General features: G+C 43.0%; 12 protein-coding genes. 11 read left to right on the top strand and 1 reads right to left on the bottom strand.

What is annotated here, in order from left to right; genetic code table 11:
• Positions 1-1307: 1307 nt before the first annotated feature.
• Together EQO05_RS06765 and EQO05_RS06760 are read left to right on the top strand one after the other, a co-directional pair.
• Positions 1308-4217, top strand: coding sequence for a PAS domain S-box protein (locus EQO05_RS06765; protein ID WP_128504991.1), 2910 nt, complete (start codon positions 1308-1310; stop codon positions 4215-4217).
• Between the two features lie 764 nt (positions 4218-4981).
• Positions 4982-9031, top strand: a complete 4050-nt coding sequence (locus tag EQO05_RS06760) for a PAS domain S-box protein (protein ID WP_128504989.1) — start codon at positions 4982-4984, stop codon at positions 9029-9031.
• Positions 9032-9159: 128 nt separating this feature from the next.
• On the opposite strand, the gene EQO05_RS06755 is transcribed toward EQO05_RS06760, so the two are convergent.
• Positions 9160-10326 (bottom strand): acyltransferase family protein, encoded by a 1167-nt coding sequence (locus EQO05_RS06755; protein WP_128504987.1) that lies wholly within the window; start codon positions 10324-10326, stop codon positions 9160-9162.
• Between the two features lie 378 nt (positions 10327-10704).
• Between EQO05_RS06755 and EQO05_RS06750 the strand changes: the two genes are divergently transcribed.
• From EQO05_RS06750 to rrp4, 9 genes are all read left to right on the top strand, one after another.
• Positions 10705-12075 (top strand): YncE family protein, encoded by a 1371-nt coding sequence (locus tag EQO05_RS06750; RefSeq protein WP_128504986.1) that lies wholly within the window; start codon positions 10705-10707, stop codon positions 12073-12075.
• Between the two features lie 117 nt (positions 12076-12192).
• Positions 12193-12786, top strand: a complete 594-nt coding sequence (locus EQO05_RS06745) for a UPF0228 family protein (protein WP_128504984.1) — start codon at positions 12193-12195, stop codon at positions 12784-12786.
• A 217-nt stretch (positions 12787-13003) separates the two neighbouring features.
• Entirely contained in the window at positions 13004-13594 is a 591-nt protein-coding gene (locus EQO05_RS06740; RefSeq protein WP_128504982.1) for a 50S ribosomal protein L15e, read from the top strand.
• Positions 13591-14034, top strand: coding sequence for an RNA-binding protein (locus EQO05_RS06735; RefSeq protein ID WP_128504980.1), 444 nt, complete (start codon positions 13591-13593; stop codon positions 14032-14034). Before EQO05_RS06740 ends, EQO05_RS06735 begins: the two co-directional genes overlap by 4 nt.
• Positions 14027-14746: a ribonuclease P protein component 3 gene (gene rnp3, locus EQO05_RS06730; RefSeq protein ID WP_128504978.1), complete on the top strand. Its 720-nt coding sequence runs from the start codon at positions 14027-14029 to the stop codon at positions 14744-14746. Before EQO05_RS06735 ends, rnp3 begins: the two co-directional genes overlap by 8 nt.
• On the top strand, positions 14743-15126 hold the full coding sequence (locus tag EQO05_RS06725) for an Rpp14/Pop5 family protein (RefSeq protein ID WP_128504976.1): 384 nt from the start codon (positions 14743-14745) through the stop codon (positions 15124-15126). Before rnp3 ends, EQO05_RS06725 begins: the two co-directional genes overlap by 4 nt.
• Before the next feature lie 882 nt (positions 15127-16008).
• A complete protein-coding gene (gene psmA / locus EQO05_RS06720) occupies positions 16009-16758 on the top strand; it encodes an archaeal proteasome endopeptidase complex subunit alpha (RefSeq protein WP_128504974.1) in 750 nt (249 codons plus the stop codon).
• Between the two features lie 78 nt (positions 16759-16836).
• Positions 16837-17529, top strand: a complete 693-nt coding sequence (locus tag EQO05_RS06715; RefSeq protein ID WP_128504972.1) for a ribosome assembly factor SBDS — start codon at positions 16837-16839, stop codon at positions 17527-17529.
• Between the two features lie 11 nt (positions 17530-17540).
• Positions 17541-18245 (top strand): exosome complex RNA-binding protein Rrp4, encoded by a 705-nt coding sequence (gene rrp4, locus EQO05_RS06710; RefSeq protein ID WP_128504970.1) that lies wholly within the window; start codon positions 17541-17543, stop codon positions 18243-18245.
• Positions 18246-18307 lie beyond the last annotated feature (62 nt).

The raw sequence follows: 18307 nt of genomic DNA, 5'->3' as shown, positions 1-18307 counted from the left end.
TGGAAATTAAATCTAAAGTAAATTAAATCTAAAGTAAATTAAATCTAAAGTAAATTAAACATTATAAAGGAAGTTGTGAGTTCTGGATAAATGTATACAACAGCATAAGTAAACAGTATAGAATAGTGTGTATATAATTGAATTTTATGTTTGTATTGAAAATTTTCATGTTAATATTTTTTTTCTTCGCATACAATTTTTGATATAATTAATTTAAAATAATTTAGTTCATTAGTATACTCTGGAGTGGGAAACAGGAGAAGGGGTAAACGAGATCTACCATATAGAAGAACCTTCTGGAGGCTGCCGAACTTTCTTCGAACTGAATGCTTGGGGGAGCATAACTTCGGAGAACTGTATTGGGGGATGCAGTAATCGGATTCAACGCCTCCGGGTTCTTCTTAACTGACTGATTTTAACTGACTGATTTTAACTGACTGATTTTAACTGACTGATTTTAACTGACTGATTTTAACTGACTGATTTTAACTGACTGATTTTAACTAACTGATTTTAACTGACTGGTAACAAATTCTATTCTCTTGATTTACTTTTTAATACTTTTTCCAACTAGATTTAAATCTACTTTTAATTTGTTCGAGCTTGCATTTTCCAGTTCTGGCAATTATCCGGCTTTTACACTCTCTCCGATTCTTCTGGATCAAAATTCCCAATTTTTGGCATACAGGCGTTGAATTAAAAGACGTAAGCTTTTAAAAAACTGTTTAATATTTTTAGCCATGTATAAGATTTTTTAAGTTTATTTAAGGTTTTTATCATTCCGTATGAGTGAAGCAGCCTGATATTCCATCCCGGATATGATAAAGAGAGTCTCTCAGTATGCGAAAAATTTAATTCACAGTTTTTTTTATCAGAGCAAATTATTATAAATAAGTGTAAGTGTATAATATCATTCATAAGCGTTCCTAAAGCGTTTTCATTGTATTGGCTGGCATTACAAAATCTTATTGACCAAATTAAACCTTTAATTTTCACTAATGCAGAAAATCAGGTTTTTAATGTTTCAGTTAAGTAATAAAGTGACGCTCTATAAATCTGCTCTATAAAACAACAAACTAATTCCCTCGGGTGAACCATTGCTCTGCCGAAGATTACCGGATGGCGGAAGAGGGGTTCGGGATATGTTTTCCTCAAGGCGATTCAGTATTGCTGAAAAATTTTGGAGGGATCTGTAGGATCTGTAAGGAGTGAGCCGGAACGGATTGCAGTTATAACAGTGCAATACATAGACTTTGCATTCTGGATCACGCATTTTTGACTTTATCTCTTAAAGTGGAGAGAAATCGATGAAAAGCGATGCTGGAAATTCGGGGATCTACATTATCGGAAATGTGCCAGGAAGAGCCCATTTTTGCCAGTTCTACCTGGCAAAAGAAGATCTCATGGACATAGTTATTCCGTATTTGAGAGCAGGTCTGGAGAATAACGAGATTTGCATCTGGATCACTCCGTGGTCTCTTGAAGCCGCAGATGCACAGGAAGCCCTTAGAGTCGATTTTCCCGATATTGACACTCTTCTGCGGAAAGGACAGCTCGAGCTTATTTCCTGCGCCAGCTGGTACGTGAAAGACGGCGTCTTTGATTCGCAGAGAGCCCTGAAAGATCTGGCTGAGAGAATTGACCGGTCCCTTGCAAGTGGTTATAATGGGTTGAGACTGCTTGAGGACATTTGCCTGCCGGGAAAAGGGAGCTGGAGTGACTTCATTGACTATGAGAAAAAAGTGGACACTGCTATACGCAGGTCTCCGGCGACAGCCCTGTGCACTTATTCCCTTGCAATATATAGTGCAGCCGAGGTGCTGGATATCGTTGCAAGCCACAGGTTTGCCTTGATCAAGAGGGAAGGAAAATGGGAGCAGATCGAAAGTACAGGGCAGGAAAATCTTACCGATTGTGGGAGAACTGAGCAATCACTTCAGGAAACCAGGGAGAAAGACCGCAGGCTCTTTGAAGCCATGCAGGAAGCTTTTTTCATAGCCGATATCATCACTGACGAGACGGGTAAGCCTGTCGATTACCTTATTGTCGAGGCAAACCAGGCTATTGAAGCCCAGACAGGGGTCCCGCTGGAAAAGTTCATCGGCAGTACTGCGCTTGGAATGTATCCCGGACTGGATCCGTTCTGGGTTCAAACCTACGGCGCCGTAGCCCTTACTGGCAAGCCTGCTCACTTTACATATTATGCCGATGTGCAGGGGCGCCATTACGAAGTATCGGCATACCAGGTCCGACCAGGCAGGTTTGCTGCTATCTTCCTGAATATTACCGGTCGAAAGCAAGCCGAAGAAGCCCTCCTGAAGAGTGAGGAACGTTACCGCATGCTTTTTACAAACATGACCGATGGCTTCGGCTTTTTGGAAGTAATTTATGACAGAGATGGTGAACCATATGATTATCGTTATCTTGAAATAAATCCTTCTTTTGAGCTCAATTTAGGTATAAAGAACGAACAACTGCTAGGCAGGACTATACTGGAAGTGTTCCCCGATGTGAGCCCGATAGCGATGGAGAAATACCGCGAAGTGTCACTTTCAGGCAGGTCAGCTCATTTTGAAATCTTTAGCCAGATAGCGCATAAGTATCTGGATATTTATGTGTTCAGCCCTGAGAAAGGAAAATTAGCTCTGATTCTTAGAGACATCACTGAGCGCAAACGGATGGAGAATGAGTTGCAGGAGAGCGAGGAGAAATACAGGAATCTCGTGGAAACCGCCAGTGAAGGCATCTGGATGGCTGATGCTGAAGCCAGGGCGGTTTACGTCAATAAGAGCCTGGCTGAGATGCTTGGATATACTCAGGATGAGATAATTGGAAAATTTGCGTGGGATTTCGCTGATGATGAAGATAAGCCAGTTGTCAGGAAATATTTTGAAAAGAAGCGGCAGGGTATTGATGAGAGCTATGAGTTCAAATTCATACGTAAGGATGGTTCACCCTTTTGGACAATTATAAGTTCCAAGTCCCTTTTCGATAAAGCCGGCAAATTCACAGGCTCTATGGGCATGCTCACCGACATCACAGGAAGAAAAGAAGCGGAATCCAGGTTAGAAAAGGCATGTGACAATCTGGAAAAATTAGTTGAAGCGCGTACAGCAGAACTTGAGAAAGCCTATACATCCTTAAAAGAGAGTGAAAAACGTCTTGCTGAAGCTCAAAAAATGGCTCATATAGGACACTGGGAATGGGGTATTGCAACTGAAGACTCATACTGGTCTGATGAGCTGTACCGCATTTTCGGACGTGACCGTAAGGAACCGTATCCGACTTATCAGGAGTTTTTAAACTACATACATCCGGATGATCGGGATTATGTTAAGAGTGCTGCTAACAGAGCTATGAATGGAGAGCCTTACAGCATTGATTACAGAATTATCTCGAGTGATGGGGAGGAACGTACCGTACATATGCAGTCCCAGGTTATTTTTGACGAGAATAATACTCCTGTTCGGATAAAGGGAATAGTCCAGGATATTACGGATCGCAAGCAAACTGAAGAAGCCCTGGCAAAGCTGGAAAAAATCCGCATAAAGGAAATTCATCACAGGATTAAGAATAATCTGCAGGTAATTTCGTCCCTGCTTGACCTTCAGGCAGAAACCTTCTCTCAGCTTGAGACCTGCAAGACCCCCGAAGTTGTTGAGGCTTTTATGGAAAGCCAGAACCGCGTAATTTCTATGGCTCTTATTCACGAAGAGCTGTATAAAGGCGATAAAATCGATACCCTTGGCTTTGCAGCTTACCTTCGAAAGCTAACCGAAGACCTCTTCAGCTCGTATAAACCTCGAAATAAGGATATCAGTTTGAAGCTTGATCTCGAACAGGTTTATCTTGGCATGGATACCGCAATACCTCTTGGAATTATTATAAACGAGCTGGTTTCAAACTCTTTCAAGCATGCTTTTCCTGACAGCAGGAATGACGGGATAAGGATAAACCTGAGCAGAACCAAGGCTTTGGCTGCTGGAAAGGAGATTCCGGACCGGAATAGAGAGTGTACGGAAAAAGATAACTTCGATTACATACTTGAAGTCTCGGATAACGGAAAAGGAATCCCCGAAGAAATAAACTTCAAAAATACGGACTCTCTCGGACTTCAGCTCGTAAACATTCTTGTTGAACAGATCGATGGCTGTATAAAGCTTAAAAGGGATCACGGAACAAAATTCACTATATGGTTCAACGATATCGAAGTATGATCCAGCCACTTTACTTTCAGAGTGTCAACCCGGTCGAGTTTTTAATAAATCGATAACTTAATACCGTTTACATTATAGGGTGTTTATCTATCCTTTCCGCGTTTATGTTTTTTCTTAAAAAATACCGTCTATTTGAAAATATATCCATCTCTTTGTCAAAGAGCTTATTATATAGAACTTAAATATAATAAATACTCGTAAAAACACCTGTGATAAGCCCGGTAACAAGAAATACCAGTTAAATAAGTTCACAATTTTAGCTAAATTAAAAAGCCAGGACTTTTTATTAATACAGGTTTTCTGTTTTCATAACAGGTTAACAGATCCGCAAATAAATAAATTAACGGCTCTTAACGAATGAATCAATTGCTCTTAAACTAATGAATCAATCTTAAACAAATTACTGCTTTAAACAAATTACTGCTTTAAACAAATTACTGCTTTAAACAAATTACTGCTTTAATCAAATTACTGCTTTAAACGAATTTATCGCTTTAAACAAATGACTGCTTTAAACGAATTTATCGCTTTAAACAAATGACTGCTTACTGGAATTAACCTGATTTATGTTGCGTATCACTGGTCTGAAGGAAGAAGAAACACTGGGAGTGCTTTCATCACGGTGAGTGAATGTTGCTGTAAGATTCCTGGAAACCTGTGGGAGTGTTCGGATCGGTATCACAATCCGAGAAAGTACGGCAATAAATAGAGCTAAACTCGGTTGACAAATTTTTGAATTTATTCTTTGAGTCGGAGAGAAGTAGATGAAAAATGATACTGGAAATTCCGGAATTGACATTATCGGAAATGTGACATGGGGAACACATTTCTGTCAGTTCTACCAGACAGAAGAAGATTTGATGGATATACTGGTTCCTTATTTAAAGACAGGGCTTGAGAATAACGAACTCTGCATCTGGGTTATGCCAAAGTTCATAGAAGCCGAAAAGGCAGAACAGCTCTTGAAAATAGCTTTTCCTGATATTGACATTTATCTTAAGAAAGGGCAAATTGAAATTCTTTCCTGTGCTGAGTGGTATTTAAGAGAGAACATTTTCGATTCGCAGAAAACATTAAATGACCTTATCGAACGAATTGACAGGATCCTTGCCAGTGGTTATACTGGCTTGAGATTGATTGAGGATATTTGCCTGCCGGAAAAAGAAAGCCTGAATAATCTCGTTGACTACGAGAGAAAAATGGACTCTGTTCTGGAGAAGTATCCAGTCATAGCTCTGTGCACCTATTCTCCCCAAGCCTGTAATGCTGCTAATATTGTCGAGATTGTTTCAAGCCATCAGTTTACTTTGATCAAAAAAGAAGGAAAGTGGGAGCAAATAGAGAGCTCCTGGCGGAAAAATCTCACGAAGCTCAGGCGGGCAGAGGAAGCTCTTCGGAAAACTGAGGAACACTACCGTATACTCTTCACAAACATGACCGAGAGTTTTGCCCTTACAGAGGTCATTTTTGATGAATACGGTAAGCCGTATGATTACCGGTACCTTGAGATAAATCCTGCTTATGAACTCAGTTTAGGCATGAAGAAGGAAGATCTGTTAGGTCGGACTCTGCTGGAAGTATTCCCCAATACCACCCGCACGACAATTGAAAAATTCGGCGAAGTGATGTCCTCAGGCAGGTCAATGCATTTTGAAATCTTTAGCCCGGTAGTGAATAAATATATTGATATTTATGCTTTCAGTCCTGAGAAGGGGAAGCTCGCTTTTATTTTCAGGGATATCTCCGAGCGCAGAAAAGCCGAAGATGCTTTGCGGAAAAGTGAAGAACGCTACCGTACTCTCTTCACAAACATGACCGAGGGTTTCGTACTGGCAGAAGTAATCTTTGATGAGGACGGTAAGCCCTACGACTACCGTTACCTCGAGGTAAATCCTGTTTATGAGCGCAGTACAGGTTTTAAAAGAGAAGAGGTGCTGGGCAAGTCTATCCTTAAGGTAGTACCCAATGTTAGCCCTACAATGATTAAAAAGCTCGGCGAAGTGGCACTCTCAGGCAGGCCAGCACATTTTGAAATCTTTAGCCAGATAACTGGAAAGTATTTTGATACCTATGTATTCAATCCTGAAAGAGGGAAAATTGCAGCAACCTTCAGGGATATAACAGCAAGAAAGCAGGCTGAGGAGGCTCTCCGGGAGAACGAGGCACGGCTGCGGGTTATAGTTGCAAACTCCCCGGATATCATTTTTGAGCAGGACCGTGATCTGCATTATACCTGGATATACAACCCTGCGCCCCCATTATCCGCATCGGATGTAATAGGCAAGACCGATGCCGACCTTTTACCACCGGACCAGGCACAGCAGCTTGAGTCGATAAAGCGGCGGGTGCTCGAAACCGGATCTCATGAGCAAGCTTTCTTGCAGCTATCCCCTGGCGGTGAGACACGCTGGTTCGAATCTATTTATGAGCCGCGTTACAACGCTGCGGGACAGATTACCGGTGTACTCTCTTACACTCGTGATGTCACAGAACGCAAGCAGGCTGAAGAGGCGCTGCAACAGTCACGCAATACCTTGCAGGCTGTTATCGACGCAGCTCCAGCAGGCATTATTGTAGCGCAGGCTAATGGTAAAATCCTCCTGGCTAATGCCAATACTCAACGTATTCTCGGCGGTCCTATGACGGGTGATGCTCACAGACCAGCGGGAGGTTATAAGGTCACACTGCCCGATGGAACTCCGGTTCCAGCCGGTGAGCTACCACTGTCACTTGCACTTGAGGGACAAACGGTCACTGATACCGAGCTTATTATTACACGCGATGACGGCACTCAGATTGTTATTTTAGCCAGTGCCACCCCTCTGCAAGAGAATCATGGCAAACCCTGGGGGGCTATCGCGTTACTCCAGGATATTACCGAGCGCAAAAACGTGGAGAAAAAGCTTCAGGAAAGCGAGGAAAAATACCGGAATATCGTAGAAACAGCTACCGAAGGTATATGGATTGGTGATCCTGAAGCCAGGACGATTTATGTCAATAAAAGAATGGCTGAGATGCTTGGATATACTCAGGATGAAATGATTGGCAAATTTGCCTGGGACTTTGCCGATGAGGCAGGCAGGCCACTAATAAAAGGATATATTGAAAGAAGATGGCAGGGTATCGATGAGAGATACGAGTTTAAATTCATACGTAAAGATGGCTCACCCCTATGGGCAATTGTAAGTTCCAAAGCCCTCTTTGATAAAGCTGGCAAATTTACAGGCTCTATGAGCATGCTGACCGATATTACAGGGCGGAAAGAGGCAGAAGCCAAACTGAAGGAGACTCTGGACAATCTGGAAGAAAAAGTTAAACAACGGACAATGCAGCTTGAGAAGGCTTATAAATCGCTGGAAGAGAGTGAAAAACGTCTTGCTGAAGCCCAGAGAATGGCACATCTCGGAAACTGGGAATGGGATACGGCAACTGATAAGGTGTACTGGTCTGATGAGGCTTATCGTATCTTTGGACTTGAGCCACAGGAGTTTGAAATAACCTTCAGTACATTTTTAAACTATGTGCATCCGGATGATCGAGGTTATGTGAATAACGCCATTAAAAGAGCGTTAAGTGGAGAGTCCTATAACATTGATTTCAGAATTATCTTAGCTGAGGGAGAAGAGCGCATAGTCCATGCGCAGGGTGAAGCTGTTTTTGATGAGAAAAATACTCCTGTCCTGATGAAGGGAACAGTTCAGGATATTACTGAGCGTAAAAGGGCTGAAGATAACCTTAGATCAAGTGAAGAAAGATATCGCTCATTTATAGAAAATTTTAAGGGAATTGCTTTTCAGGCAGATGAGAATTTCATTCCAGTCTTTATGCACGGGACTGTTAAAGAAATTACAGGGTATGACGAAGAAGAGTTTATCTCAAAACGACGCTGGAAGGATATAATTCATCCCGATGACCTGCCCCGTATTTATGAAGAAGAGGAGAGAGTCAGGAATTCTCAATATAAAGCCTCTGGAGAAGTTGATTTCCGGATAACTCACAAAGATGGGAAGATAAAGTGGGTGCATGAGATTTACCAGAAGATCCCCGGAAAGAACGGAATTCCGGATAAGTACCAGGGCGCTATATACGATATTACTGAGAGGAAAGAAGCCGAAGAGACCCTGGTAAAGATAGATAGAATCCGCATAAAGGAAATCCATCACAGGATTAAGAATAATTTACAGGTGATTTCGTCCCTGCTTGACCTTCAGGCAGAAACCTTCTCCCAGCTTGAGACCTGCAAAACTCCTGAAGTTGTCCAGGCTTTCATGGAGAGCCAGAGCCGCGTAATTTCAATGGCTCTTATTCACGAAGAGCTGTATAAAGGGGATAAAATTGATACCCTTGATTTTTCAGCTTACCTTCGGAAGCTGACCGCAGAACTGTTTAGCTCATACAGCCTTCGAAATAAGAATATTGGCTTAAAGCTTGACCTTGAACTGGTAGATCTTGGCCTAGACACTGCAATCCCCCTTGGAATCATTGTAAACGAGCTTGTTTCAAATGCTTTTAAGCATGCTTTTCCTGCTGGAAGGGAAGGCGAGATCCGGATAAACCTTCGCAGAACTGGAATCATTTCTCAAAGGGACGTTTCCGGTCAAGTTAAATCCTGCAGGGAGAGAAATGGTTTCGATTACATGCTTACAGTGGTAGACAACGGGAAAGGCGTCCCTGAGGGAATTGACCTTGAAAATACCGATTCTCTCGGGCTCCAGCTTGTAAGTCTTCTTGTTGAACAGATAGAAAGCCGTATTGAACTTAAAAGCGATCAGGGAACAGAATTCACTATATGGTTTAACGATATAAAAACATAAACTGGCTTCAACACAGTTATTTCTTAAAAAGTGGTCATTATTTCTGGTTATGTTTGAACTTCGAGTAATCCAGCGTATTTCCAACAAAAAAATCATTATTTTCTTGATTGACCCGAAAATAAACTCTCTTAATTTGCAAATTTCCTGAAATATACTTTGGCACCTTCAAACCCGGCAGAAGAACGTTTTTTCCCCACAAGGAAAGGAAAATGGTTATTGATAAGGAAGATTACAGGTATCAGGCAGAGCAGATTCAGCACAGTTAAGCTCAGGGCAAAAGTTATATTATTATAGAAATATTCAAGCTCTACCCCGAAACCCAGGAGTGCCAGTTTTGTCAGGATATCCTTCAGCGGGAAATGGAGCGCAAGCACAATCAGGCTATTTCTCCCATAGTATTCCAGGATTTTCGAGCTTCCTATTTTTCTGAACAGATAAACAAAGGCGAAGATTCCTGAGAAAGCCAGGAGATAATATGAATAAAAATCCCCGTACTTCAGCACATTCATATTGACCTTCTCAGTAGTAGGAAATTTCAGAAAGTAACCTAAATATAATAAGTTCAGGAGGATAAAGATCCACGGAAGAAACTTATCGGCCCGGAAGAAAACTCTTTTTAATTTTGAATGCAACTCAATCGAATCTGCCCGTGAGCCGGAACCGATTATGAATTTCTCTCCCGATTCCGTGTCCTCGAGCTGCACGAATTTTCTAAACAGGTTTCCGGCTCCGTAGAAGACCACAGCCGAAAGAGCCACATCCGCGTTCCAGGGCAGCCTGAAAGGCACATATATGGAATAAAGGTATCCTATCACTCCGGCTGCGATAAGCCCGAATACAAGTTTTCCCGGTTCCGGGTAATATTTTTTTGCAAATCCGTAAAAGAGAAGTTCGGTTACGAAAAGGCAGGTCAGGAACCAGAGGGGCGGATTGTAAGAAACAAGCGGGCCAAGAGCATAGAGAATGGAATAAACGCCGTAAAATGCACTATTTGCAAAGAAATCAATATTAGTAACTCCCGGCTGGAATCCCGTGTCAAGCAAGAAGTAAAACAGGCAGGTAAGCAGTGCGAAACTGAAATAAGGCACGATAAGTGACCTGAATCTTTCTTTTAAAAAGTTTGCACCTGATTCGGCATATTTTCCAAAATCGAAGAGAAACCCGGAAATAAAAAAGAAAAGCGGCATGTGAAACGAGAAAATATAGGTATCAAGCGCGACAGGCAGGCTGTGGTGTGCAAATACCACAAGCATGATCCCCATTCCTTTTAAAGCGTCAATCCAGTGAAGCCTCATATTAACCCGAAATGGAAACCGTGTTAACAGTATATAAATGGTTGTTCTTATTCTTCGAGTTTATGCAAGTGTGATATTATCTTAACTTCCGCCAGAGTTTATCATTCTCCTTGCTACTTTCCTTACTGCCATGAGAAATGTTTGCTTGAGTTTTATAGAAAGCCTCTCTAAATTAACTCCAAAAAATTGAAAAACAGGCAAAAGTGTTCATGCAAACAATAAAATATTATGTAATACAATTTAAATTTATATCTGATGTAGTCTAAGATGGTTACTATTGGTTTAGACTTATCAGATGATCTCGTTACACTCTGGTTTTAGAGGACATTCTTAATAACGGGACTGGCACGAAAGGAGAGAGCTGTTCGGGGATAAAAGATGAAATCTAAAATTATATCATCAATACTTAATGCCACCTTTTCAATTCCACTCTCATCTGTAGCAAAACTTAAAAAAGCACGCAGTGGAAATATTCTTACAAAAGTCTTGGGAATAACGGCACTTGCGATTTTAACACTGGCAGGCGTCGCAGGTGCAGCTCCATTTGCATATGTGACGACTATAGGAATTGATGGAGACGTCTTTGTAATTGACACGGCAACTAACAATCTTACGGCTGTGGTGCCTATAGAAGGCTGGGCTGGAGAAGCTGCAGTCAACCCTGCAGGAACAAAGGTGTATGTGCCGGATATATCGGGATTCAGCACCACGGTCTCTATAATTGACACAGCGACAAATACGGTTGATGCTGTAGTGGATGTAGGAGGTTATCCTTTGGGAGTTGCAGTTAACCCTAAAGGATCAAGGGTTTATGTGACTGTTCGCGACAGTCCCACTATCTCTGTAATTAACACGGTAATTGGCACATCCACAAACACTGTAATGGATCCTGTTAATGTGGGAATAAGTTCTTCTAAAGTTGCATTCACACCAGATGGAAAAAAGATCTATGTTACGAATAATCGAAACAACACCACTTCTGTAATTGACGCGGCTACAAAAAAAGTTACAGCTATTGTGACTGTAGGAGACCATCCTGATGATATTGCAGTTAGTCTTGATGGAAATAAGGTATATGTGACTAATACAGGCAGCAACGATATTTCTGTAATTAACTCAGCAACTGACATTGTTACAGCTACCATACCCGTAGGAGACGGACCCAGTGATACTGCAGTCAGTCCTGATGGTACAAAAGTATATGTGACAAATTGGCGAAGTGACAATGTTTCTGTAATTAACGCCGCAGCAAATACTGTTATAGCTACAGTGCCTGTAGGATATACTCCTTTTGGAGTTGCAGTCACCCCTGACGGAGAAAAAGTATATGTGGCAAACTCTGCCGTTTACTCCGATAACGAAGGTAATGTCTCTGTAATTGACACAGCCACAAATACTGTTACAGCGACTGTAAATACAGGAAAATATACAATGAGCTGTCCTGCTGGAGTCGCCATTGGGCCTCTTACAGATTTTAACAAGGCTGATCAAAGCATAAGGGCAGCCTCCAATTTAACTGAAAGTATGGAAGTTGAAGAAACTAACTTATCATCTGAAGAAAATAACTCTGTCGAACTCAGTAATTCAAGTAATAGTAATTATGAATCTGATGATGGTAATAGCTCAAGTGAAAACGAATCGAGTAAAACTAACTCTACTCCTGGTTTTGGATTATTGGGGAGCTTGACCTGCCTATATGGAGGATGGAAGCTCAAGAAAAGTAATGCAGGCTTGGACCAAACAACCTGATAGCTACTGATAACCTGCTGCTTGTTGAGTCTGGCACTGAAGTATAGAAATTTGATGTATCGAAGCTCTACACATATTGTGAGTGACTAAAAATCTTCACTTTCTTAAGGTGTTGTTATGAGCAAAATCAACAAGGAAATCATTTTTTTGCTACTTTCTATTCTCGTAATAACTGCTGGACTATTTACAGAAACTGCAGTTAATACACAAACTCCATACCCTGATTCACAAGTAGGTGGTCTGCTTATTCAATTTAAAGATGGAGTTTCTGAGTCAGAAGTAAAAGCCATTCTTCAAAACTATAACATGACTAGAAACTACAGAATGGAATATGATACTAATACTACGGGAGAAATATATTACATAATGGTAGACAAAGATAATTGGGATATAAGAGACGAGATTAATAAAGCAATGAAGGAAGAGAAAAAAGATTGGATTGTATCTTCTCCTGCTCACGTTATCAGAGAAGGAGATTATTATGTTTTTACGGTCTCTGAACAAGCAGCCTGGGACAAAAAATTTCTTTCAATACTGAATAAATATGATATTGGGGTGAAAAAGTTTACCTGGTGCGAAATTCGTTTTCTTTATGATAATGGACCTCTGACGCATTGGATTCCAGAGGAAGACGCCATAAGGATAAAAAATGAGCTTGAAAAAAATGAAGATATCTTTACTGTACAGCTTAGTTACATTTATAGTAACTAAAATCCTAATAAATTTATAGCCCTTCTTTTTCTCTTTTTCCAGTCTTTTCTATTCTTTCTTTTTTGCAAATTCTTTGCGCTCAAATAACCTAAGGGCAAAGCTTTAAATCAAATGATTCAGTTTATCGCATGTTTCATTTCGGGATTAGGTCCCGTTGGAATGTGGTCCTGCAAAGCAGGGCTGAACCGTGAAACATAAGTGAAACTTGGTGTTTAAATTGGTAAAATCTTTTTACACATACGTACGTGATGCATGGAAAAACCCTGATGAGACTTACGTGAACGACCTCCGCTGGGAGCGTATGCAGGTCTGGAGAAAGCAGGGGTCCGTGACCAGAATTGAAAGACCGACCAGAATTGACAGGGCACGCTCCCTTGGATACAAAGCCAAGCAGGGCATTGTAGTCGCCAGGGTAAAGGTACGCCGCGGAGGGCTCGGTCAAGTAAGGCCTAAACGTGGAAGAAGAACCCAGAGAATGGGGAAGAATAAAATCTCAGGCGGTATGAGCATTCAGAGGATTGCCGAATCCCGTGCAGACCGCAAATACCCGAACCTCGAAGTCCTGAACTCCTACTGGGTAGGGGAGGATGGAAAGCACAAGTGGTTTGAAGTCATTCTTGTAGACCCCCACCACCCCGTAATAAAGAGCGACAAGAACCTGAACTGGGTCTGCGACCCGTCTACCAGGGACAGAGCCGCAAGGGGCAAGACAAGTGCCGGCCGCAAGGGCAGAGGCATGTCTACACGCGGAAAAGGTGCTGAAAAGACCAGACCGAGTATCCGTGCACACAAGAGTCGAGGCAAGTGATTCATCACATAATACTGCGTGTGATCGCCCACGCAACCGAAGACTTATCCAGAGTCCATGAGGCTCTGGACTTTTTTTTATCCGGTGCCGGCGTCCGGGAAGGGAGCAAACTTGTTGAAGAGCTCCAGGCTGAAGGGCACCATGGAAATCCTATTACCATCCTGAGCGTACAGCTTAAAAGAAAAGCAGACTGCCTGAATTTTGCCCGCTTTGTCCGGGAAAAGTTTTCCGAAGAAGACGTAGCAAAGCTCAGGGAAGAGATGCCTGAGAGGCTAGACGATAATCAGGTCTTCCATCTCCGCTTTGACAAGCAGGCTGCATACCTGCAGCAGGTTAAGCTCACCGATTCCTCGGATGCGATCACTGCAAAATTCAAGATCGAGACCTATCCGAAGAACCGGGAAAAAGCCGGAGCTATAGTGGAGGAGTTGTTTGGGTAAACCGAAATTTTACGATTTTTGCGTTCATGCGGTTCCCGATGGGGAAGATACTGCGGAGCAACTTGCCGCCCTTGCCAGATATTTCGGCTATAGCGGGATTGCGCTTGCAAACCATTCGGATAAACTTCCTCAATCGCGGCCTGTACTACCTTCCTGTAATGAATTCGAGGTTTTCAGGGGAATCGAGCTTGTAGAGGAAAACCCCTCGAAACTTCAGGGACTTATTGGAAAATTCCGGAAATCAGTGGATGTCCTTATAGTGCACGGAGGTTCCGAAAACGTCAACAGGGCTGCACTGGAAAATCCGAGAGTGGATATCCTGAACCATCCGGCTTTTGATAAGAGTAGCGGGTTAAACCAGGTGCTTGCAAAAGCTGCAGCTGAAAATAACGTTGCAATCGGCCTGACATTAAGGCCCCTTCTCCATACAAGAGGTCCCAGACGCGTTCGCCTGTTGTCGGATCTCAGGGCAAATCTCGACCTTGCCAGAAAATACGATGTTTCCCTTGTCCTTTCAAGCGGTGCGATGTCCTGTTTTGACCTTCGCTCTCCTATGGAGGCGCTTGCTCTGGCTGAAGTCTGCGGGCTTGAAGAAGAGGAAGCGCTTGAAGCCATGACTACGACACCCGAGAATATTATTTCGAGGAACCGTCCCGGTCCGGGGCGTGTCAGGGAAGGCATCGAAGTGCTTGAGGAGGGGGATTATTTTTGAAACGCTTGCTTCCTTCGCTTCGGGCGAAAAAACGCTATCTGGCTTTTGAACTGATTTCCGAGGGACCGGTCGGCAGGAGTGACCTGGTTAAAGAAGTTATGTACGCGGCTTCTTCCCTGCTTGGAGATGTCACCGCAAGTGAATGTGATATCAAGGTACTCGGGTTCGAAGACTGGAAAGGTATTATCCAGTGCTCTCACACGAAAGTAAAGGAAACAAGGGCTTCCCTTGCTACTCTCACCCGGGTCAGCGGAAAAAGGGCGACTTTGCACGTACTTGGAACTTCGGGTACGGTTAAAAGGGCAACCGAGAAGTTTCTTCAGAATCAGACGGTCTTTGAGCCCGAAATCAGCATGAAATCCGAAACAGCTGAGGAATAACAGGCAGGGCAGGGTTCAGGAATACTTACTTCCTGGAAAGTCAGATTCTCAGGGCTCAGGAAAGCCGGATTAAGCAGCTTTTTGGGAGTTACTGACTTTTGTGCTAGGCTTGAAAAGTTCCAGCCCTGAGATCGTCAGGAAGCTATTTAACAAACTGTCAGGATGCTGTCTAATATATACTATTATGAATGACTATATTAACAGGTATATTAGTTTAACAGGTATAATATCGATTGGCAGGATTGATTGACAGAATAACAGGCGGTCCGGAAATTAAATCCGGATGATTGAAGGTATAATCGGAAAGCAGATTGAAACCCGGATAGGGTGAAACTGCGGAAATTCGAATCTTTCTTTAAAGATCTCAAAAAAACGGCTTTAAGCGCCGAAAACCTCCGGGTTTCACAAGCATTATAACTGAGTAAATACACTTTATTAGCGGACTTAGTTAACATTGGAATGGGACCTTAAAAACTGTTAAAAAGGTTCTTCAAGTGCGCGAATCCAGATCCTGGAAACGTACTTTGCAGGGTAAAAGTGCCTTTGAACTCCTGTTATCGGGGTATTTTCCGCGAGTTTCGCCCGAAAAAATCTGTCAGGACTGAAAGTTTCGAATAAAAGGTTAAAAACTCTAATAAGGAAGAAATACGTTATAGGAAATCAAAAGTCGGTTTCCTTACCTGAATGCTGGGTCGGGGACTTTCAGTCCTGAATTTTCGGGATATCCGCGCAGCAGTTTATGATCACTGACCAAAGCCTTTTTGGGGAAGGCGGTGATTTAGCTGACGAGCCTGCGGACAGAGATCCTTAAAGGAAGAAAGACCGGTTTTCTGCCGGGAAGATGGAAACAATATATAATCGAAATTAAGGGAGATACGGAATATGCAGATGGCACCACAAATGGGCTATGACAGGGCAATCACGGTTTTCAGCCCTGATGGAAGACTTTTTCAGGTAGAGTATGCCCGCGAAGCGGTCAAAAGGGGAACAACAGCCGTGGGAATCAAGGCAGCTGACGGGGTAGTGCTGCTGGTTGACAAGCGAATAACAAGCAGGCTTGTGGAAGCCGAGTCGATCGAGAAAATATTCCAGATTGACGACCATATAGGAGCCGCAACTTCAGGGCTTGTGGCGGATGCCCGCTCCCTTGTTGACAGGGCCCGTGTGGAAGCGCAGGTTAACAGGGTTTCTTATGACGAACTCATAGGTGTGGAGGTTATCTCCAAGAAGATCTGCGACCACAAGCAAACTTACACTCAGTACGGCGGAGTTCGCCCATACGGGACTGCACTTCTGATCGCAGGCGTGGACGACAACCTGCCCAGGCTCTTTGAGACTGACCCGAGCGGCGCTCTCCTTGAATACAAGGCGACGGCTATCGGAGCAGGCAGAAATGCGGTCGTTGAGGTTTTTGAAGCGGAATACAGGGAAGACATGAATATTAATGCGGCTATCCTTCTCGGAATGGATGCCCTCTACAGAGCTGCCGAAGGCAAGTTTGATTCGTCTACCCTTGAAGTCGGTGTTGTGTCGCTTCAGGATAAGAAATTCAGGAAATTAGTTCCTGAAGAAGTTGAGAATTATGTTCAGCAGATCCTCGCGAAACACAGGGGAACTGAGAACAAAGAATAAAATCTATATAAGATTTGAGAGTGAGTACTCAGAGAATCTTCGGATTCTCAAATAACGTTTTGGAGAAGGTATTCGAAAATGGTGTCCCTGGACGAGGCAGTGACTGCACGGCTCAAGAGAGGCAGCAAACACTTCGAAGTCCTGGTCGAGCCCGAAGGGGCTCTGGCCTACAAGCGAGGAGAAGACATAAGCCTTGAAGATGTTCTGGCGGTTGAAACTATCTTCGAGGATGCAAACCGAGGGGACCGAGCAGCAGAGTCCGATATTGTCAATGCTTTTGAGACAACGGATCCCTTCAAGATTGCTGCCGTGATTCTGAAAAGCGGAGAGCTCCAGCTCACTGCTGAACAGAGAAAACGCATGCTTGAGGAAAAAAAGAGAAAAGTTATCTATACCATTTCCAGAAATGCAATAAACCCCCAGACAAAAGCACCGCATCCTCCCGCAAGGATCGAGAAGGCTATGGAAGAGGCAAAGGTGCATATAGACCCCTTAAAAAGCGTGGATCAGCTGGTCAATATTACAATGAAAGCCATTCGCCCGCTTATACCTATACGCTTTGAAGAGATCAGTATTGCTGTAAAAATCCCTCCCGAGTATGCTCCCAAAGCATACGGAGATATTTCCAAGATCGGAAGCATTACGAAAGAAGAATGGCAGCGTGACGGCTCCTGGATTGCGGTGGTAAGAATTCCTGCAGGAGTCCAGACTGATTTTTACGCTCTTATAAATCATCTTACAAAGGGAGAGGCTCAAACTAAACTTTTATAAGAGGATGTTGGATGGATAAAAAAATAGTGATCCCTGGTGACCTGCTATCCGAGAATTCGAGAAAAGCCGGATACGGGACTTATGTCAAGAACGACAAGATCTATTCTTTGTTTTGTGGTATTGAAAATCTCAAAGAGGATAAAGTTGGAGTGATCCCTCTTGCGGGAGCCTATATTCCTTCCGTAAATGATGTGGTGATCGGGGTCGTTATTGTGGTTACGCCATCCAACTGGATAATGGACATTGCCTCTCCTTATGACGGCCTGTTCCATGTATCCGAATATCCCAGAAGAATAGAATCCCGTGAGATGTCCGAAGTTATGGACATAGGCGACTCTATAATTCTTAGAGTAAAGGATGTAGACAGTTCCATGAAAGTCGAGCTTGCCCTCAGGGATTCGAACTTCCATAAACTTAAAACAGGCCATATTGTCGAAATTGAGCCTGTTAAAGTCCCACGTGTGATAGGACACGGCGGTTCCATGATCTCAATGCTGAAGAAAGAAACAAACTGCAGCATTTTTGTTGGCCAGAATGGCAGAATATGGATCGACGGAAAGGACGATGATGTGGAGCTTTTAAGCAAGGCTCTCCGTAAGATCGAAGCCGAAGCCCAGCGTTCCGGATTGACAGACAGGATCTATAACTTTTTGAAAAATGAGCGGAGCAGGCAGAAAGAACCAAAGCCCGCCAAGTTTTTTAAAAGCGGCATATGAAAGGAAAAAATGTAAGTATCGAGCGCTACCGGCAATTTATGGTGCGCAAACACAACAAGTAT

The organism is Methanosarcina sp. MSH10X1, assembly GCF_004099695.1.
Taxonomy (GTDB): domain Archaea; phylum Halobacteriota; class Methanosarcinia; order Methanosarcinales; family Methanosarcinaceae; genus Methanosarcina.
Note: the sequence above shows the minus strand (reverse complement) of the source record. Positions and strands in the feature narration are given on the sequence as shown.